Genomic DNA, 19,867 nt, shown 5'->3' on the forward strand with positions numbered 1-19,867 from the left:
TAAAAATGTACAGTAACTTAATTTTCAGTCCAAAAAACTGTTATTGTTTCTTAGAGGATGTTTGAAAAGTAGTTTGCTGTCATTTTCATCACATTATTACCCCATTACCCCCCTTAGTCCCCCCTTGTAAAGGGGGGAAATAAGAGAAATCTAGTTCCCTCCCCTTTACAAAGAGAGAGAAATCTAGTTCCCTCCCTTTTACAAAGAGAGAGAAATCTAGTTCCCTCCCCTTTACAAAGAGAGAGAAATCTAGTTCCCTCCCCTTTACAAAGAGAGAGAAATCTAGTTCCCTCCCCTTTACAAAGAGAGAGAAATTTAGTTCCCTCCCCTTTACAAGGGGAGGGTTAGGGTGGGGTAAAAAATATTTAATACATCAATCATAACTTTTAAAACATTCTCTTAGCTAAATGACAATTTTTTACCCCTACTCCCTACTCCCCACTCCCTATTTTTCAGACACAGCAAGGTTTGTCTCAAACACGCTTAGCGGCTCGCTTAGTAGTGCTTCAGAGACATTAATTTTGTTGGGAATTAGACCGAAGCGCTCAAAGACATCGGTTGCATATTGTTGTTCGGCAATAAACTCTTGGGACGGCGGAACAAGTCCCCAAGGTCTTTTTCTTAAAGATAGTTCCCAACTAGAGGCATCAAAGTTGCCTATTTCAGTCGCTAGCAATTCTGCTGCATCAGAGAAGTGAGTTGCAATCCAACGATCCACTCTTTCCAGTGCTCGAATAAAAGCAGCCAAAGCTTCAGGATACTTGTCGGCAAAGGGGCGATGAGTAAAGTAGATAGAGCGATTACTAAATAGATCTGAACTGTAGAGTAATACGCGAAATTTATGATTCTTCTGAACTTCTGCCAGGGTCAAATCTGCTGCTACCCATACATCTACTTCATTCTTAAGAAAAGCTTGTACAATGTCTATTGTGCGGTAATCAACAGTCTTAACATCTTGATAAGTCAGTCCCGCCTTATCTAAAGCGATCGCAAGCAAATGTTGCTGGTAAGAACCTTCACTGAGAGCAATAGTCTTACCTTTTAAGTCAGCGACCTTATGAATAGTAGAATCTTCCGGAACAACGATCGCACCGTGTACCGGACGCGGTTGAGAAGTTGCCAAGTAAACAACTGGCACTCCCTCTGCCTGTGCCAAAATTGGTGGAGTCGTACCCGTTGCACCAATGTCAATTTCACCTGCCTTGAGTAGCTTCACTGTCTGCTTTCCACCCTTCTCTGCTATCCACTTTACTGAAATACCAGTAGGTTGAAGCAAGTCTTCCAGTAACTCTGGCTTTCTACTCAGGGTAAAAACGGACAGATTATGGGAATGAACTCCAATGCGAATAGAATTAGACATATAGTTGCTCCTTTTAAATCTTGGTGATATCAACTACAAAGTTTTGTATGACGGGTTTTTTGGGAATAATCCCCTTTTTGTAAAACCAGTCACTCACACGATTCATCTTTTCTATTTCCGCCGCACCAACAGGTTTTGGTAAACCTTCCATTCTCTCACTCATATACTGCTGCACAGCTTGAGCTAACTTAAACTCCTTGCCATAGATCCGCATTGCTTCTTTCGCATTTGTCAATGACCACTGGCTTTCACGCCGCACCACATCGTAAACTGCTTTTACCACCTTGGGATACTTCTTCAAAAAGTCATTGTGAACGATATAGATGACATCGTTTTCAGAACCAATATCTCCAGCAGTAGCCAAAACTCTTGCCTCATATTGCACGACAGCAGTGGCAAAAAAAGTACCCCAAACTGCCCAAGCATCTGCTTTACCCGATGCAAACACAGGTGCAGCATCAGCTGGACCTAGATAAACTCGTTGTACTTGCTCTAACGGGATTTTCTCCTTTTCCAACGCCTTTGCTAACAAATACTCGCCAGTACCACCTCGGTTCACAATAACTTTTTTGCCAACCAAGTCTTTCACCTTCTTAATGTCAGAGTTCTTTTGTACCAGAACACCCGAACCATCTCTACCACTCACTTGATAACCAAAAATTTTAAATGGCGAACCAGCTACCATAGCTGAGATAGCAGCCGTTGTACTACCACCTGTGAAGTCAATACTACCTGCATTTAAGGCTTCGGCAGCTGGTGAAAAAGCTGGAAAAGGGCCTAACCATTCCACAGAAGATCCTTTGCCCTGTAACTCTTGGCTCATTGTATTTTTGACCTTAGCTAAGAAGTAAGGACCAGGACCTCTGATAATGGCAATTCGTGCCTTAAGCTTGTCTGTGCTTGGCTTGGGCAATTGAGAAACTGAGACTGATTTGGCAGTAGCAGCGTTATGAGCAACCGCCATTGTAGAGGTCAGGAAAAATAATGCACTAGGTAAAGCACGACGCTTAATGTGGTAGTTGAACAACTCCGCCTCAAAGAGATTTTTCATGGCTCCTGTTGATGGCACTTCATCCTGCTTGCACTTGCTTGGTTTCGGTAGCTCCGACAATATCTTTGAAACCACTCCAGGTAGGAATATGAACGCTAGGAGAAGCTGGGATATTCGTATGGATATTATTTGTAGGTTGAGACACAGGCAATAATGGCAACAATAAGTCGGCTACCCGATATGCTTCTTCTATCAAAGGAATTCCAGAGATAATGAATGTCTCTATCCCAATATCGGCATATTCCTGAAGCCGAGAAGCTACTGTTTTGGGATCGCCTACTACTGCTGTACCAGGACCAGGACGTACCAAACCTAATCCAGCCCAGAGATTAGGATAGATTTCTAGTTCTCTAACGTTTTTAGGAATCTTGCCACCATGAAACTCTAACATCCTTTGCTGTCCTACTGAGTCGCCGCTCGTTAACATCTTTTGGATTGCAGCAACAGACTCCTCATCCATTCGCTTGAGTAACCAGTCTGCCGCATCCCAGGCTTCTTGCTCTGTTTCCCGCACAATTACGTAGAGGCGAATCCCAAACCGTAGAGTCCGATTATACTTGGCTGCTAGCGATCGCATTTTCACTATCCGTTCTGCCACTTGAGGTGGAGCCTCTCCCCAAGTTAAGTATGTATCGATATGCTTGGCAGCAACTTCCAAAGCAGGATCGGAAGAACCGCCAAACCATAATGGTGGATGCGGTGATTGTACTGGGGGTATTCCAAGTTTTGCTTTCTTAACGTGTACGTACTTGCCTTCAAAGTCCACTGTCTCCCCAACCATGAGTCGCCGCCAGACAGTAAGGTATTCATCACAGTGAGCATAGCGCTCATCATGAGACAGATGTAAACCATTGGCTGCCATCGTATTAGACGTGCCATTAACTATGTTAATTAACAACCGACCGCGAGAAAACTGTTCAAAAGTCGCTGCCATCTTAGCGAACAGAGTCGGTGAAAGCAATCCTGGGTGTACCGCAACCAAAAAACGCATCCGTTCTGTGAAGGGAATCAAAGCAGAACCCAGTACCCAAGTATCATGCACCCCAGTTGCTAACAGTGCGCCAGAGTAACCTAAATGGTCAATAGCCCGCGCTAACTGCTGCATATAGGCGTAATCAATCTTACGTGCGCCTTTCTTGTTCCAGGGAAACGGACCATCTGGTGCGGTCAAATACCAAAGAATTTCCATATTATATTATGAATTATTTCGGTCTATTGACAGTTAAATCAAAGCAGATTCTTCAAGCTTTGAAACCAGCTTTTGGGCTTCAGCCAAATATTTTGGAGCAATCCAAGCGTCTATATCAAAGTCTGCTGGAATAAAGCCCCATTTTAAAAGAAAATCCTTTTGAGAGTTTAAGGCTGCAATCCACTGCTTTGATAAATCCGGGCGTAAACGTAAATGCAGTTCCGAACCGTAAGCTTTCCGAACAGCCTCTTCACTTCCCCCTGTCTCAACGGATACAGTTCTAACTACATCTTCGGAGTGAGTTTCTGCCCATTTTGAGGTTTGGAGTAGGCAAGCTAAATACTCTACTATTAGGTCAGGACGTTGTTCTACCAAATCCGCATTCACGGTGATGGTTCTTGGAGTACCATTATTAACCCGTACAAGTGGATCGGGATACTTACCTAAGTCAAAAACAACTCTTAATTTATGTATTACACTCAAGTCTGCCCCTGGCGCACCTTTGACGTAGATTGCGTCCACTTCGCCTCGGAATAAACCTGCTAACTCTCTTTGGTAAAAATGACTTTGTTGTATACCCCCAGACAAAGGTTCCTGTAAGTCTGTTTCTCGAGCATGAAGATCGACGAATTGGACATCATTCTCATTCAAGCCTGCTAGTGACAATGCACTCAAAAAGCCCCGCAGTGCCATTGCTCTAGAAAAATCTATTTGACTTTGAGTTCGCAATGGTATAGCCAGTCTACGTCCGCGTAAATCTACAGGCTGAGTAATGTCGGCGGAATCTGGTAAGGTAAGAATTGCTTGGTACTCATCTACCCATGTTAAAGCGATCGCACGAGTATCCTTGCCAGTAGCACGCGCCCAAATTGCCGGAATATTACCTCCTTCGCGGAATAAACCTTTGAGTGTGTGGTCAAAATGGGATTCGCGAACCGATCGCTCTTGTTCTGCTCTTAAAGATTTAAAACTAATACCATCTTTTGCAAAGGTTTTATCTAACCAACCTAAATCAAGGGCGATACCTGAAATGGTAGGGACTGGACAGCGAGTGTACCAGAGTTCAGTAATTTTCTGTTCTTCTGTGTAGTTTGACATAGGCGAGCGATAGTTTACTATCCTAAACTTATTTGCTTAATCTCATTGCCTACGCGGACTTTGTTTATATAGCTCCAGAATTCTATTCTGAGAGCAATTTGCACTTGTAGGGATGCTCGCACTCTTGCGCCTATTCATTCCTCATCAGTAAGTACGTATAATAAGAGTAAACTAAAGTGCGACTTAATAAAATGCTCTACAGCTATGGTTAAAGAATTCTTGCCATAGCTGTACGAGCAGTAACGCGATCTATCCACAAGTTGATGGTGTAAGGTAATGTGTAGATGCAACAGCCATTGGAGAAGAGGTTGGTAGGTGACTAACTCCTCTCTAGTAAAAGCTATTAACTACGGTTAACTTACCGATTAACCGTATTTTATTATTACACGATTTTTCAAAAAATACAAATGTATATTATTTTAAGTTGTGTATTGTGGCAGATATCAATTGTACCCTTGCTTTTTACTAAAGTTTATGGCAAGGTTTTATTTAAAAGCTATTAACTACGGTAAATTGAGCGGTTAATGATAAAAAAATTTACCATCAAGTCACAACTCACTCATAATCAAGCATTTAACACCAAATTGAAAGAAGAATGCGACAAATAGTTGCTTGAGATTAAGTCTAAGCATGACTTACTCAATCCAAAATCTAAAATTTACGCATGGTACAATATGACAAAAATTACAATCTACAGTGCGGTTGTTTGTCCCTTTGCCCACCGCTCGCGTTTAGCTTTACTAGAAAAGGGCGTTGACTTCGATCTAGTTGAAATTGATTTGCAAAACAAACCCGCAGGATTTACAGAGATTTCTCCCTACGGTAAAGTTCCTGCGATCGCACATGGCGAACACCGAGTTTGGGAATCGGCAATTATTAACGAATACCTAGAAGAAGCATTCCCAGAACCATCTCTATTACCAAAAGAGCCTATCTCAAGAGCGCAAGCAAGAATTTGGATTGATTTTGCCAACACTCGATTTGTTAGTGCCTACTCTAGCTTGTTACGTTCTCCAGACTCCGAACAACAAAAAGCAGCAGCTGTTGAATTACACAATCATTTGCGATTTATTGAAAATGAAGCTTTAGCAAAATTGTCTGGAGATGGAGATTACTGGTTTGGTAACTCCATCAGTCTAGTCGATCTCACATATTATCCTTGGTTTGAGCGTTGGGCTGCCCTAGAAGAGTATCGTGGCTTTCAAATACCAGATGAGTTAACTCGCTTGCAACGTTGGCGTCAGGCAGTGAGTCAGCGGGAGTCGGTGAGAGCGATCGCGAATTCTAAAGAATTTTACTTACAGCGTTACGCTAGATTTGCAAAGGCTCCTGCTAGTGTAAATTAGTTGGAGAACTTAAATTTACCCCCCTTAGTCCCCCCTTGGAAAGGGGGGAAACTGAACATTAAGTGTAGCGGAGCGCAATCATAATTACTCCGACCCGCAATCAAGGTAATTTTGAAACCACATTAATTGCAACCAGAGCAGCGCTTGGGACCACATTAATTGCAACTAGCCGAGCTAAGATAATTTGACGTAACCGATGCTTTGATCGACTGTCCCAAAAACGTTCCTTAAATGGGGTTTGCATAGAAAATGGCTACTTCTAAAGCTTTTGCCAGGTAAAGGCTTCAGGAGTCGGTGGCACTAAATTACACTTATCCTGATTACACCCCTGATTGACCTGGCCATGCATCAGTCAGATTATACCGACCCGCCAGTGTACCCATTCGGTGTCGTCCCTTGCGCGGCTCGATCAATCCGGGGCAAGACCTCGTTCGCCATGAGATCCATGGAGCGCCGCGCGAGCGCTGGATCGGTCCAGTCATGGCCCGTATAGAGCAGGGTACCGAACGCGCCGACCTCTTCGCGGAATTCGAGAATCTGGTCTGCGACGCTCTCCGGAGTTCCCGCTATTACGAGACGCTCGATGCACCGCCGGGTTGTGAGCTCGGAATCCGGCTGGTTGGAAAAGTCGCGCATCACGTCCAGCGCGCCGGCCTTCGCAAGCTTCGTCCGCATGACGTGGAAGTAGAAGCCGTGGGCACCGTCCTCGCCATACGCATAGCGACGCGCCGTAATCTCGTCATCGGCCACGAAGACGCTGCGCGCCACGCGCCACCCAGAGGGATCGACGGAGAGGCCCGCCGAGCGTCGGCCTTCCAGGTAGCTCTGGATCTGCGCGCGGACGACGTATGCACCCACGTAGGTCGCCGAGATTCCGGTCCAGCCGCGAGATCCGGCAGCGTGCGGCCCTTGTCCATCCGGCCGGATCGTTGCGGTCCGATCCCAGGTCTCCGATGGCCTCCGCGTCGCCGCGAACGCCCGGTCCCACTCCCAGCACGAGCCGACCATGCACCAGGTGGTCAACCATCGCGACCTGGGCCGCCGCCATCACCGGGTGGTAGTTGGCAAGCGGTAGCACGCCGGTGCCGAAGGTGATCGACGGGCACGCATCGGCCAGATGCGCGATGAAAGCGAGGCTCGATGAGATCGTCTCGGCCGAGTCGACGAGATGCTCGCCGATGAACGCTTCTCGATAGCCGAGTCGATCCGCCAGCACAACCGCTTCGCGGTCCTCGCGGAGAACGTCCGCATAGGGGCGAAGATGGTGGGTCTCCTCGTTGGTATGGCCATGTTGAATGCAGGCGGTGACGTCGTTTCTCTATTCCCCGAGCGACATGAATTAGCACATGTTCGGGAATTATTGTCGCGGCATTATTGTGTGTGACTTAAAGGAAAAGTTTGCCGTTTATTAAAGTATAAGTTTGCCGGATTATGTGTAGCGGACCGCAATATTAATCGTTCCAGCCCGCAATCAAGACAATTTTGAGACCACATTAATTGCAACCAAGGCAGCGCTGCTCAAATCGGCAGTCCCGCAGCCAGCATTTGCTCCTGTAGTTCACGGGCACGCGCTGGTTCAAGCTGCCCACGAAACAGTGATTTGATTTCAGCAGGTTTGGCATCGAACTGTTCTGAACATTAAGTTCCCTCTTGGAAAGGGGAGAAACAGAACATTAAGTTCCCTCCCCTTTGCAAGGGGAGGGTTAGGGTGGGGTAAAAAATAAGCTCAAACCACTATTTTTCAACTATTTCAGACTTGTATGTACAGCGTAGCTTTCAAGAGGTTAATCTACAGTAGCTGTTGTTTTTTCTTGAGACTGCTGTTTTTGCTTTGGAAAATCCTGATTACCAACTATCTCTCCAAATGGGCTTAATATGTGTTGCTCTTCAACTGTTGGCAGATTCTCCAAGGGCAAATAGGGGAATAGCAGTTCTGCAACTCGATAAGCTTCTTCTAAATGAGGATAGCCAGAAAAGATGAAGGTATCGATACCTAAGTCGGCATATTCCAGCATCCTAGCAGCAACGGTACTGGGGTCTCCTACCAAGGCAGTTCCCGCACCACCTCTTACCAAACCGATCCCTGCCCACAAATTTGGGCTAATTTCTAGGGCTTCTCGGCTACTATTATGCAATTGACTCATCCGGCGTTGTCCAACGGAATCCATGCGCTCGTAAGCTTTTTGAGCTTTGGCTATAGCTTCATTATCCACATACCGAATTAAATCATTTGCTGCATCCCAAGCTTTAGTTTCAGTTTCTCGAACAATTACGTGCAGGCGAATCCCAAACCGCAATGTCCGCCCTTCTTGCTCTGCCAAGCAGCGCACTTCAGCAATTTTTTGAGCGACTTGTTCTGGTGTTTCGCCCCATGTTAAGTACACGTCCACGTGCTTAGCGGCAATACTTTGGGCTATGGGCGAGGAACCGCCAAACCATAAAGGCGGATGTGGTTTCTGTATAGGAGGAAAGAACAATTTACCTTCTTCGATATTGAGATAATCGCCTTGGAAGTTAGCAGTTTCACCAGCAATAATTTGTCGCCATACAGTCAAAAACTCATCAGTTAATCTGTAGCGATCGTCATGACTCAGATGCAAACCATCTCCCGCCAATTCTACCGGATCGCCTCCTGTAACAACATTAATCAGCAAACGCCCTTGAGAAATGCGGTCAAAAGTTGCTGCCATCCTTGCTGCTACACCCGGAGACATTAACCCTGGACGAATCGCCACCAAAAAACGCATTCTTTTTGTATGCGTAACTAGCGTTGATGCCAAAATCCACGCATCTTCACAAGAGCGACCTGTCGGTAGCAATGCTCCTGTAAAACCTAAGTGATCTACTGCTTGGGCAATTTGTCTCCAGTAATCAAAGTTCACTGCTCGTCCACCTATAGCAGTGCCTAGATAACGTCCTTCTCCATGTGTGGGAATAAACCAAAGTAGCTGCATAATTCCTATTTAGAGTAGATACAGAACTTTTTTATGATGCTTTCAAATAACTAGGATTCCACTGCAGCCAGTAATTCTCCAATGACCTAGCAATAATATCTGCTAGCTTACCAAATAATGCGTATATCAATATGCTCAAGACAACTATATCAGTTTGCATAAATTCTCTAGCATTCATCGCCATGTAACCGATTCCCGAATCAGCAGCAATTGTCTCTGCTACAATCAGTGTTAGCCACATAATACCAAGAGAAAAACGCACACCAACCAAAATTGAGGACATCGCTCCAGGTAAAATAATTCGCCAAAACAAACCCCAAGCATTTAGACCATAAATTTGTCCCATTTCAATCAATCCGGGATCGACGCTACGAATTCCGTGAAAAGTATTGAGGTAAATAGGGAACATAACTCCTAATGATACAAGAAATAATCTAGCTTCATCCCCAATACCGAACCACAAAATAACCAGTGGAATTAAAGCTAAGTTAGGTATATTACGAAGCATTTGGATAGAAGTATCCAACAATTTTTCAGCCACTGGAGAAATACCATTCAATAATCCTAGGGAAAATCCGATACTTCCTCCAACTAAAAAACCACTAATTGCCCTTGCCGCACTGATGCCAATATTACGAAATAACTCTCCAGTTTCAGCTAAGTGAATGGCAGCACCTATGACGCCTAAAGGAGCCGGTAAAATTCTGGCTGGAATTAAACCAATAGCAGAGAAGATTTGCCAGAAAACAAGGATTGATACTGGGAAAGCCCAAGGAATCAATGACTGAATGTGACGATTTCGTAAAAATTTAAACAGTAACTTATGTTTTTTCATCTTACTTTTTGATTGTAAATACTCGGACACAGAAATAAAGTATTTTTTAGGCTCGCGATCGCTGACAATATGATTAAATTTGTTTTTCATATGACCTTGTAAACTTCCAATACAGTTGAGTTTGTTTTGCTGCTACTTATAAGTAACTGGACAGAATTAATTCACAACGTCCACCGCGAAGGTTGCTTCAATTTATTTATGCCTATCTACTTATCTTTGACTAACTAATCTTGCAGGAGTAATCGCTGCATACTGTTGAGGAGTAAGTAGCGCTTGCTTGATATCAATTTTTTGAGGTATGACTTTTTCCTGAGAAAATGCATCAGCAATGCGCTGTTGTTCGTTAATAATACTTGGCGTCAGCTTCCTCAAACTATAAGTACGCCGACGCACTACCACTTCTAATAGAGATGGCTCAAGTTTCAACTCAGGAGCCAGAATTTTTACAATCTCAGTTGGATTAGCTTCAGCCCATCGTCCTAACTTGTCTATTTCTTCTAAAACGACTTTTACCACTCCAGGATTTTTTATGGCAAATTCACGTCTTGATAAATAAAATCCTCCCTGCGTAGCAATTCGTGCTGCATTTCTTATAGTACGAGCACCAGCATTTTTTTGCACAAAAGCATAGAAGGGGTCCCAAGTTACCCAAGCATCAATCTTCTTTTGTAGAAATGCGTCACGGGCTTCTGCTGGAGTCAAACTGACAGCTTGAATATCACTGAATTTTAACCCTGCTTCTTGCAAAGCTCTTAAAAGTAGATAGTGTGAAGCAGATCCCTTTTGAAAGATAACTTTTTGACCTTTAAGATCGGCAACTCGTCGAAAGGGGGAATCTTGCCTAACTATAAGAGCACTACCTTCACCCTTACTGGGTTTACGCCCAGCAATGTATACAAGCTGTGCTCCTGCGGCTTGAGCAAATATTGGAGGCGTTTCTCCCACACTTCCAATATCAACCCGACCGGCATTCATGGCTTCTAATAGTTGAGGACCTGCAGGAAAAGGTGCCCACTCTACAGAAACGCCCAATGCTTTAAGACGTGGTTCTAAAACTCCTTTAATTCTAACAATATCTCCACTCGTTTGATAACCCATTCGGACGACATTAGTATTAATTCCAGAGGGTTTTGTTTGTGCTTGAGCTTTCTCTACAAATTCTTCAATAATTGGAACTGAGAAACCAGATATTCCTAGCAGTGAATACTGCATAAATCTCTTTAAAAAGAGACGACGTTGCTGTAGATGTTTACTATTCATAATTAATTTTAAAAATTTACAGTAATTAGCTGTTATTCTGAATTCTTTTTATGCTTTCTTCCAAGCTGCAATGACAGTAATTGGTAGTTCTTCAGTAAACTTGCCTGATGGCTCGACAGCCAATAAAGAACTTCTTAGATCGGTTTCAAAATTTTCCCGATTGTTGCCTACAAAAGATGGTAAACAAAAAGCTGTAGAGTAGAGATAACCAAGGTAACTATCAACTGTCCAAGATTTTTCGTATTTAATTTCATACTTGGCTTGACGAGGAAAGGGAGATTTTTCCAGAATTTCTTCATGAGAGACCTCAATAGGTTTCCAAACACCTTTTCCACCTTGACCAGTTCGACGCTGTTCTCCTAACCAGCGCTTAACAACTGAAATTGCTGTTGTTTTCCATGGATGGTTACTGTTCCAAGGATCTTCATGAGTTTTGATAATAGCTATACCACCATCATCAGAAAGTAACTCATAAATCTTTCCAAGTACGAGTTCTCGTTCCATCCAATGAAAAGCTCTACCTATTGTGACTAAACGGAACTCACCCACTGAGGGAGAGAGGAATTCTGCTCGTTGTTGAACCCAACTGATATTTGTTGCTCCTTCTGCTTCCGCTTGTAGTTGGGCTTCTTTAAGCATCTCTGAGTCAGGATCTATGCCAATAACTTCTTGAAAGTTGTGACGAAAAGGAATAGCAATCAATCCAGCGCCACAACCAAGGTCAAGAAGTCGTCCCGTACCATCAAGGTGAAATTTTTCGACAAGTAGATCGAATAAAACAGGTGGGTACTTTGGTCTGTAGCGAGAATAGTACCAAGCAGCACCTTCAAATAATGTTGGGTCGTAAGCAGGTAGTGTTTTCATTTTACGAATTACAAATTATCTTCACTAAGGTTTCCACACAACTTCTTTCACTTGAACGGCTTTTGGAATTAATTTCAAATTGAAAAACAAATCTGCCATTTGCTGTTGTTCTTTTACAATCTGGTCATTCATGTATATCACCCCAAAATTGGGTCGTCTTTGAAATGTCCACTCCCAGTTTTCAGCTTTCACGCCCGTTGCTGTTTCTAATATTCTTGCCGTTTCCTTTTTGTTGCTTTTCGCCCACTGCTCATCTTTTTTTTGCTCGTCAACAATTGTTTTGACAAAATTTGGATATTTGTTAACAAAAGAGCGAGTAGCAATAAAATACGATCGCTGTTCTGCTACTTTTTCTCCAGTAGCAAGAAGACGTACCGTTCCTGTCCTTTCTGCTTCGGCATAACGGGGATCGGAAGTCACCCAAGCATCCACATTTCCTCCTTCAAAGGCACTCCGAGCTTCTGGAGGTAGTAGGTAAACTGGTTGAATATCTTTAAGCGTCAGTTTTGCAGCCTCCAAAACTTTAACTATTAAGTAATGCCCTGCTGTTCCTTTTCCAACAGCTACTTTTTTGCCTTTTAAATCGGCAACTGTCCGAATTGCAGAATTTTTCTTAACTAAAATAACCTGACTTTTCCCACTAGGAAAACTACTAGCGACATAGGTAATTGGCACACCTGCTGCTTGGGCAAAAATAGGTGGTGGTGCGCCCACAACTCCAATATCGACTGCACCAGCATTCATTGCCTCCATCATAGGAGGTCCTTGAGTAAATTCAATCCATCTTACACCAACTCCTTTCGGATTCAGTTGTTTTTCTAGGCTTCCCCTCGCTTTCAATATATTTAAGTAGGCTGTTCCTTTTTGATAGCCAACACGAATTTCAGTCTGTTTGGAATTCTGTTTAATGTTATTCGCAACTTTTTCAGCATTCTGTATGCTTTGAGTGCTGTCAGCTTTTGCTCCGTAACCTATTAAAGCGAATGCTACCATCAGTAAATAAGTTGTGAAAAATGGTAGCGATCGCTCGAGCCTAAATAATTGTAAACTTGTAAAACTCACCATCATCTCGTTCTCAAGTCATGTATGATTCATTTCCAATCCCAAATCCAAAATTTCAAATCTAAAATTAATCCAATTATTTTTTTGCCAGAACTTCTTGAGGAGTAATTTCGGCGTATTGTTTAGGTGTTAAAAATCCATCTCGCACATTTACTTTTCTAGGTATTAACCCCAAACTATACCATTTGTCTGCTACTTCTTGTTGCTTCTTAATAACTTTCTCTGTAATTGGTCTGAGATCCCAATCATACTTACCGTGCATTTTTTCCAATGTAGGCACATCTAATTGTGTGGCGGTCGTCAGCAGTTTTGCCGTCTCTTTTGGATATTTTTTACCCCAATTCTCTGCTTTTTGCAGTTCTTCTAGAAAAACCTTAATAACTTGAGGATTATTTTTGTAAAACTGTTTTGTTGTAGAGTAAAAGTTCCCAGTATCTCTGAGATTGCTACCATCGATCAACACGCGACCAACTTTTTGCTGTACATTTCTTGTTACAAACGGTTCCCAAATAAACCAAGCATCTACTTTTCCTTGATTAAAAGCTATGTTAGCATCAGGTGGAGGTAGGTAAACTGATTCAACATCGCTTAATTTAAAACCATTTTTTTCGAGCGCTTTTAGTAATAAGTAGTGACCGATAGATGCTTTTTGAAAAGCTACTTTTTTCCCCTTTAAATCTTTAACACTCTTAATAGGAGAATTAACGGGAACCACAAGAGAAACAGATCTAGCATTAGCCGAAGTTGTAGCTAGATAAACTAACGGTGTTCCAGCCGCTTGTGCAAAAACTGGTGGTGATTCGGCTGTAGATGCAATATCAAGTCCACCTGCATTCAAAGCTTCTAATTGCTGGGGACCTGCTGCAAATTCTGGCCACTCTAGCTTATATCCAAGAGATTCTAATCTTTTTTTAAGAGTGCCTTGTTTTTCTAAGATTGCCAGTGCAGTCAGTTGTTTAGAGCGTACTACTTTTATGACTTTTGCATCTCTAGCAGCAATTTTTGTAGGACTTGTATTGAATGTAGATGCTTGTTCTTGCTTTTGAGTACTCTTTACTGGTTGCTCGCTACCAAACAAGAAAGTAGAGAGTACGAGGCTATAACTTACTGTCAACAATAAGTGACGACGAGTGACGATCTGGTTTTTCGGCTTCATTTGGTTGTTTACAATTCAGTTGTTAAAATTTAAGAAATAAGATGGGTTGTTGCCCATCTTATAAACTCTGGGAGGTATGGCGTTGCTCAAATCTGTCAATCTAAGAGTATTGCGTTACTAGAGGTAACTCTTGATTGAGTACCCAGTTACCAATATCACGCAATTTGTAATCCACAGGATCGTGCAATGTAAAGGTACGGAAATCTCGCCAATAACGGTCAAAGCCGTGTTTAGTAGCTGTAGAACGAGTTCCCATCACTTCAAAAATAGAAGTCGTAATATCTAGTCCAACTCTTGTGACAAAGGCTTTAGCTGCAAAAACTGCGATCGCAATTTCTCCCCTTTCTTGCGAAGTTAAGTTAACATCTTTTTCCCAAGCTTGTTGGACTCGATCTGCGGTGCGATCGGCAATGGCAATAGCAGCTTGCAGTTGCGTCCACAATTCCCCGTACTGATGCAAAATATAAGGATCGGCTGTGGCGCGTTCTACCCCAGAGGTAATCCAAGGTTTTGTTTGGGCGATCGTATATTCCTTAGCAGCCGCTAGCGCCCCAGAAGCAATTCCCAAATACACATAGGTTTTCGTTAATTGAGCGATGATTCCCAAAAATGCAGCAAAAGCACTATCAGGAGGATTAGGATATCCCAAAATTTCATCTTGCTTTACTAAGACATTGTGGAAGGTAAAGGTACTGCTGTCCGTGCGTCGCTGTCCAAAATTGTCCCAATCTTGATGGGAAACCACACCTTCTCTCTCTTTAGGAATGACGAACAAAAAAGGAGCTTCTACACCATCTTGCACTGCAGAAAATACCCGCACATCGGCAATAGCAACACCTGTGCCAAAACTTTTGACTCCATTAACGCGGAAATGTTCGCCATCTGGGGCAATTTTTAGTCTAGAATCTCGCGTGTTAATGGCGTTTGCCCAGAAAAGATTCTTTTGAGCAGTTTCCCGGTAATATCTGTCTTTTTGTTCCCTTGTCCCAGAGACATGACCTAAAGCGGTCAGGTTGAGATGGTTACCATACAGTTGTCCTATAGAACCATCAATCTGAGAGAGTTCTTGGACAATTTTTAATCCTTCTACCCAGGTTGCTCCAATGCCACCATATTCTTTAGGTACTACCAAAGGTAGCAAACCCTCAGAGCGCAAGTGCTGAATTTCTTCTTCTGGTAGTCCGCCCTTGATGTCGCGTTCTACAGCATTAGCAGCAAGTTTACTGGATATGGAAGACGCAATTGCTATCCAGTTTTTTGATTCTTTAACTAAAAGTTGCACCATAGTTTGATTATTCCAATAGGAAAGACTAAGGACGGCAATTTATGGTAGAGGAGAAAGAAACACGACACAGGCAATTGCTATCTTTAGTCATGACTTAATTTCTTTTTGAAAACTTACGTTCAAACCAAGTTTTGTTGTAGAGACTGGGTTCCTATCCCACAATCAACCGTTGCTCGGTAACAATCTCCTGTTCTTGCTCTTGTTTACCCATCACGCGGCGTAAAATTTTGTCTACTATTTGGGTAAACACAGCATTTCCCCTAACTCTGGGACGTGGTAAAGAAATGTCAACATCCATTTCAATTCGACCGTTTTCAATTAGTATCACTCGGTCTGCCAAGACGACTGCTTCCTCAACATCATGAGTAATTAATAATGATGTAAATTTTTGCTCGATCCATAATCTTTCCAATAATTGCTGCATTTCTATCCGTGTCAGAGCATCTAAAGCCCCCAATGGTTCATCTAGCAGCATCAGTGAAGGCTTACTTGCTAATGCTCTCGCTAAAGCTACCCGTTGCCGTTGTCCGCCTGAGAGAATTGCGGGCCATTCGTGAGCGCGGTCGTGGAGTCCTACAGCCTGCAAAACTTGCAAAGCTGTTTGCTGTGCATACACTTTAGAATTAGAACCTAACAAGCCTAATTCCACATTTGCCAGCACCCGTTGCCAAGGTAACAGACGCGCATCCTGGAACATCATGCGTATATCTGGACTAATCCGATGGGATTGTTGACCGTTTAAAAAAATACCTCCTGCACTTGGTAAATCTAGTCCAGCAATCAGGCGTAGCATTGTACTTTTACCGCAGCCACTGCGACCAACGATCGCAACGAATTCACCTGGTAATATATCTAAATTAATACCCTGCAAAACGGTTTTTAGTCCAAAGGACTTTCTCAATCCTTCAAGTCTTAAATGCATTCCACGGCGTTCATCGAACATATCAAAACCTCCAGAATAAATAGTGGTCAATCATCACATCAATTTATTTGAGTAAAATTATAGATATCAATGATTTCCTATTTGAGTTAGGTTGGTTAGATTCCTATCTTTTTCAAGCAGTCGGGCATTCAACAGCCTTTCCACACTCCAGTAATGGAGTAATAGTTAAGTTGTCCTTGAAAATTAAATTTACGGTTAAACAGTAGAGTTACCGTAATTTGTTTTTAGTATATTCACATAGTTCTAGGAAAAAAGCAAGGATTTTTTGTAAAAAAAGATTACTTTAAATTAATTTCCCACTTAGAACCGTAGTTTATTTGAAGATAGAACTTATGCATAGCCCCCTTTTTTAAGCTACAGTGTATGTATTTTACCCCACCCTAACCCTCCCCTTGGAAAGGGGAGGGAACGTAGTTCCAGTTTCCCCCCTTTATAAGGGGGGATTAAGGGGGGTAAATACGATTAAGAAGCCAAAAATCTTACAGCCATCAAACTCACTATTCATTATTTTTTAGGTGATAAAGCAGCATATTGTGCTGGTGTAAGCATGGCACTTCGCACGTTGATTTGTTTAGGTATGAGTTTCAACTGGTAAAAGGTATCAGCGACTTTTTGTTGTGCTGCAATCAACTTTCCATCTATCGGTACAACCCCAAATGTTTTCCTCTGAGTTGCTTTTTTCATGACATCTAAATCTATTTTTAAGACGGGTGCAAGAGTGGCTGCTACCTCATCTTTATTCTTATTAGACCAGTCATCTAACTTTTTAATTTCTTCCAGTATTGCCTTAATCGTTGATACATTATTATCAGCGAATTTGCGACTTGCTAGATAATACCCACCCTGATTGGTAATGTTCTTTCCATCAATTAAAATTCGAGCATTGGTATCTTTTTCTGCTGCTGCATAGAAGGGGTCCCAAATCACCCACGCATTGATACTTCCTCGAACAAAAGCAGCACGTGCGTCTGCTGGTGGCAAATACACAGGTTGAATATCCCTGTATTTCAATCCTGCTTTGTCCAGAATTTTCAAAAGTAGATAATGAGCGCTAGAACCTTTTTGAAAAGCAATTTTTTTGCCTTTTAGTTCAGAGATTGATTTGATAGGAGAGTCTTTAGGTACTAGAAGGGCTGAACCTACTGGACTGGCTGCAATACCAGCTATATAAGTCAAACTTGCTCCTGCAGCTTGAGCAAAAATTGGTGGAGATTCTCCTGTATGACCAAAGTCAACACTTCCGACATTCATTGCTTCTAATAATTGGGGACCTGCTGGAAATTCTATCCATTCAACACTCACTCCCTCTGGCTTTAGTCGCTTCTCTAAAACACCTTTTGCTTTTAACAAAATTGCTGATTTTTGATAACCAAATCTGACTACGGAAGCTTTATCGTTAGCTTTATTACTAACAGAACTAGCAATGGCTAGATTAGAATTGGGTATATGAGTTGCTAATAACAAGCTGAGACACACACCCACTCCAAATGCTCCCGTAAATAGTTTTACGTGATGCTTCCTGTTAAAAAATTGAAATTTTAGTGATGATAACCATGTTTCTAACTGCTGCCAAATCCAATTCATGATAGAACTCCACTCCTCGCTCATTTTATTTAGAAAGCAAAACTTGTCCGAAGAACACCTACCAAGATCGGGTCATTGTTGTCATTATGTTCTGGTTTGGTAATCAGATAAACAATTGGAGTCACTCTGACGTTATTATTTATCCGAAAAGTATAGAAAGTTTCAAGGTGTAAAGATGTGTCAGGATCTTCTCTTTGTTGTCCAGCACTTATGAAGTCATTGCTAGTCACTTTTGGTGGAATACCAATAGTAATACCACCTAGATTTCCTTTGGAAAATAAATCTGGAAACGCAAATGTTAGCGCACCATTAATGATAGTTGCATCATTATCGCCCCTGTCTACTTGATGTGCTTGAGTGTAACCAAACCATCCACCAAAAGTAAAGCGTGGATTGACTTTCCAGCTAAATTCCAGTCCAAAATTATCGGATATGGTGGCATTTTGCCCAAAAGGATTGCGTGCAAAAGCACTACCTGTTCCGCCAGTGAGATTATTACCAGAATTTGTAGGATAGTATTTGCGGGTGTAAGTCAGCCCTAAATCCAGCTGTTTACTAGGAGTGATGCTCAGTTGAGCGATCGCTGCTTGGGAACTATTATTGAAAATCCCATTATTAGGTTGATTGGCAACCAAGCCATCTGCAATCCAACCTAGGTGTAGTTGCAGTTGATTATTGAACCTATAAGCTACAGCAGCGCCTGCACCATCAAACCCAGGTCTATATACTGTTGGATTAAATTGTCCAAATCGAGAGAAACCACCCTGTGAAGGGTTTCCATTTAACTGGTTGAACGTTGGAACAAAAACTGGGAAATTAATTGTCCGAGTTCCTACCCAAACATTCACTTTACTACCAATTGGAAAACGATAGTACAAGTTTTCCAAATACAGATCGTTCTCCGGGAAAAGACCAGATCTATCTATGGCAAAACGAGTCATGTTTGTTCCCGTAGAGGCTCCCAAGTTAGGGATACTATCTGCTCGTAATATGGCATTGAGTTGGTCTTCACCACTAAAACTGGTTTGAAACGATAGCTGAGCGCGGTACGCAAAAAAGGCATTCGCATCATCGTCTGTATCATCGGCTGGGGTATTGTTGACGCGATCTCCAAAAACATCAGCTGCTAAGAAAATTACATTACCTACTAGTTTTGTTGTTGTTGAAAACCGATTTGCTTCGACTTGTGCTGTCCTGGCTTCTAAGTTGTCTATTCTTCCTGCTAATTCAGCAAGTTCTGGACGAAATTCCTCACTGAGTCGTTGTAGAGTTGTTAAATCTTCTTGAGTGACTAGATTTGCTGTGGATGAAGCGATAAGTTGGTTAACTTGGTCTAAGCATGCATTCAAACCTGCTGCAAATTCATAGCGAGTCAAAGCGCGATCGCCGCGATACTGACCATCAGGGTATCCAACAATACAGCTATACCGCTCAACCAAGGATTGGAGTGCTTGAAATGCCCAGTCTGTGGGTTGCACATCAGAAAGCTGAGAAACAGATGTAACGGGTGGTTCTGACGATGGTTTTCTAGGTTCAATAGGAGTTATCTGAGGTGAATTTTGTGAGATGGAGCGATCGCTCTGTTCTGGTTTTAACTCCTGGTTCTTTGTCTCAACTGGTTCTAGTAATTCTGCAACACGAAGATCGGGATGAGATTCTGAAATAGGTTCTCCTCCAAAGGCTTTTGTATTAGCTACTACTAAAAGTAGTACCAATATTTTTGGTAGAGTGAGTAATATATGCCACAAAGTTTTTTTCATTTTGTTATAGTCACACCAGTCATACCACCACTATGGTTGGCAATGCTTACAACACTGCTCTTTTGCCAAAAACAACTCGTTCAAAATTAAAATACTATAAGTTAATCGTTTTACAGTATT

Annotated in this window: 17 protein-coding genes; 1 reads left to right on the forward strand and 16 read right to left on the reverse strand. The window is 42.4% G+C overall.

Annotation, left to right across the window (positions count from 1 at the left end; genetic code table 11):
- Window positions 1-445 precede the first annotated feature (445 nt).
- From ACKTT2_RS50670 to ACKTT2_RS50685, 4 genes are read right to left on the reverse strand one after another with little or no spacing between them, the layout of a single operon-like run.
- Complete coding sequence (locus ACKTT2_RS50670) at window positions 446-1,360, reverse strand: aliphatic sulfonate ABC transporter substrate-binding protein (RefSeq protein ID WP_407900710.1); 915 nt, start codon at window positions 1,358-1,360, stop codon at window positions 446-448.
- 13 nt (window positions 1,361-1,373) lie between these two features.
- The gene (locus ACKTT2_RS50675) at window positions 1,374-2,411 is read right to left on the reverse strand and encodes an aliphatic sulfonate ABC transporter substrate-binding protein (RefSeq protein ID WP_407900711.1); all 1,038 of its coding nucleotides are present in this window, start codon (window positions 2,409-2,411) and stop codon (window positions 1,374-1,376) included.
- Between the two features lie 19 nt (window positions 2,412-2,430).
- Window positions 2,431-3,600, reverse strand: a complete 1,170-nt coding sequence (locus ACKTT2_RS50680; RefSeq protein WP_407900712.1) for an LLM class flavin-dependent oxidoreductase — start codon at window positions 3,598-3,600, stop codon at window positions 2,431-2,433.
- Between the two features lie 33 nt (window positions 3,601-3,633).
- The gene (locus tag ACKTT2_RS50685; protein WP_407900713.1) at window positions 3,634-4,698 is read right to left on the reverse strand and encodes an ABC transporter substrate-binding protein; all 1,065 of its coding nucleotides are present in this window, start codon (window positions 4,696-4,698) and stop codon (window positions 3,634-3,636) included.
- Between the two features lie 674 nt (window positions 4,699-5,372).
- Between ACKTT2_RS50685 and ACKTT2_RS50690 the strand changes: the two genes are divergently transcribed.
- Window positions 5,373-6,044 carry a glutathione S-transferase family protein gene (locus ACKTT2_RS50690; RefSeq protein WP_407900714.1) on the forward strand — a complete coding sequence of 224 codons (672 nt, stop codon included), beginning with the start codon at window positions 5,373-5,375 and terminating at the stop codon, window positions 6,042-6,044.
- Window positions 6,045-6,401: 357 nt separating this feature from the next.
- Here ACKTT2_RS50690 and ACKTT2_RS50695 read toward each other — a convergent pair whose 3' ends face one another.
- From ACKTT2_RS50695 to ACKTT2_RS50750, 12 genes are all read right to left on the reverse strand, one after another.
- Window positions 6,402-6,812: a hypothetical protein gene (locus tag ACKTT2_RS50695; protein WP_407900715.1), complete on the reverse strand. Its 411-nt coding sequence runs from the start codon at window positions 6,810-6,812 to the stop codon at window positions 6,402-6,404.
- Window positions 6,784-7,341, reverse strand: a complete 558-nt coding sequence (locus tag ACKTT2_RS50700) for an LLM class flavin-dependent oxidoreductase (protein ID WP_407900816.1) — start codon at window positions 7,339-7,341, stop codon at window positions 6,784-6,786. The genes ACKTT2_RS50695 and ACKTT2_RS50700 overlap by 29 nt, the downstream gene beginning before the upstream one ends.
- A 487-nt stretch (window positions 7,342-7,828) precedes the next feature.
- Window positions 7,829-8,998, reverse strand: coding sequence for an FMNH2-dependent alkanesulfonate monooxygenase (gene ssuD / locus ACKTT2_RS50705; protein ID WP_407900716.1), 1,170 nt, complete (start codon window positions 8,996-8,998; stop codon window positions 7,829-7,831).
- Between the two features lie 31 nt (window positions 8,999-9,029).
- Window positions 9,030-9,833 (reverse strand): aliphatic sulfonate ABC transporter permease SsuC, encoded by an 804-nt coding sequence (ssuC, locus tag ACKTT2_RS50710; RefSeq protein WP_407900817.1) that lies wholly within the window; start codon window positions 9,831-9,833, stop codon window positions 9,030-9,032.
- Between the two features lie 210 nt (window positions 9,834-10,043).
- Complete coding sequence (locus ACKTT2_RS50715) at window positions 10,044-11,093, reverse strand: sulfonate ABC transporter substrate-binding protein (RefSeq protein ID WP_407900717.1); 1,050 nt, start codon at window positions 11,091-11,093, stop codon at window positions 10,044-10,046.
- A 48-nt stretch (window positions 11,094-11,141) separates the two neighbouring features.
- Window positions 11,142-11,957, reverse strand: a complete 816-nt coding sequence (locus ACKTT2_RS50720; protein WP_407900718.1) for a class I SAM-dependent methyltransferase — start codon at window positions 11,955-11,957, stop codon at window positions 11,142-11,144.
- Window positions 11,958-11,981: 24 nt separating this feature from the next.
- On the reverse strand, window positions 11,982-13,025 hold the full coding sequence (locus tag ACKTT2_RS50725; RefSeq protein ID WP_407900719.1) for a sulfonate ABC transporter substrate-binding protein: 1,044 nt from the start codon (window positions 13,023-13,025) through the stop codon (window positions 11,982-11,984).
- A gap of 70 nt (window positions 13,026-13,095) precedes the next feature.
- Window positions 13,096-14,175 (reverse strand): aliphatic sulfonate ABC transporter substrate-binding protein, encoded by a 1,080-nt coding sequence (locus ACKTT2_RS50730; RefSeq protein ID WP_407900720.1) that lies wholly within the window; start codon window positions 14,173-14,175, stop codon window positions 13,096-13,098.
- Between the two features lie 100 nt (window positions 14,176-14,275).
- A complete protein-coding gene (locus ACKTT2_RS50735) occupies window positions 14,276-15,460 on the reverse strand; it encodes an acyl-CoA dehydrogenase family protein (RefSeq protein ID WP_407900721.1) in 1,185 nt (394 codons plus the stop codon).
- Window positions 15,461-15,611: 151 nt separating this feature from the next.
- Complete coding sequence (locus ACKTT2_RS50740; RefSeq protein ID WP_407900722.1) at window positions 15,612-16,403, reverse strand: ATP-binding cassette domain-containing protein; 792 nt, start codon at window positions 16,401-16,403, stop codon at window positions 15,612-15,614.
- Window positions 16,404-16,907: 504 nt separating this feature from the next.
- Window positions 16,908-17,987 carry a sulfonate ABC transporter substrate-binding protein gene (locus tag ACKTT2_RS50745; RefSeq protein WP_407900723.1) on the reverse strand — a complete coding sequence of 360 codons (1,080 nt, stop codon included), beginning with the start codon at window positions 17,985-17,987 and terminating at the stop codon, window positions 16,908-16,910.
- A 29-nt stretch (window positions 17,988-18,016) separates the two neighbouring features.
- A complete protein-coding gene (locus ACKTT2_RS50750; protein WP_407900724.1) occupies window positions 18,017-19,747 on the reverse strand; it encodes an iron uptake porin in 1,731 nt (576 codons plus the stop codon).
- Between the last annotated feature and the right edge of the window lie 120 nt (window positions 19,748-19,867).

It is taken from the genome of Scytonema hankhaensis NUACC26, assembly GCF_045865695.1.
Taxonomy (GTDB): Bacteria; Cyanobacteriota; Cyanobacteriia; order Cyanobacteriales; family Nostocaceae; genus Scytonema.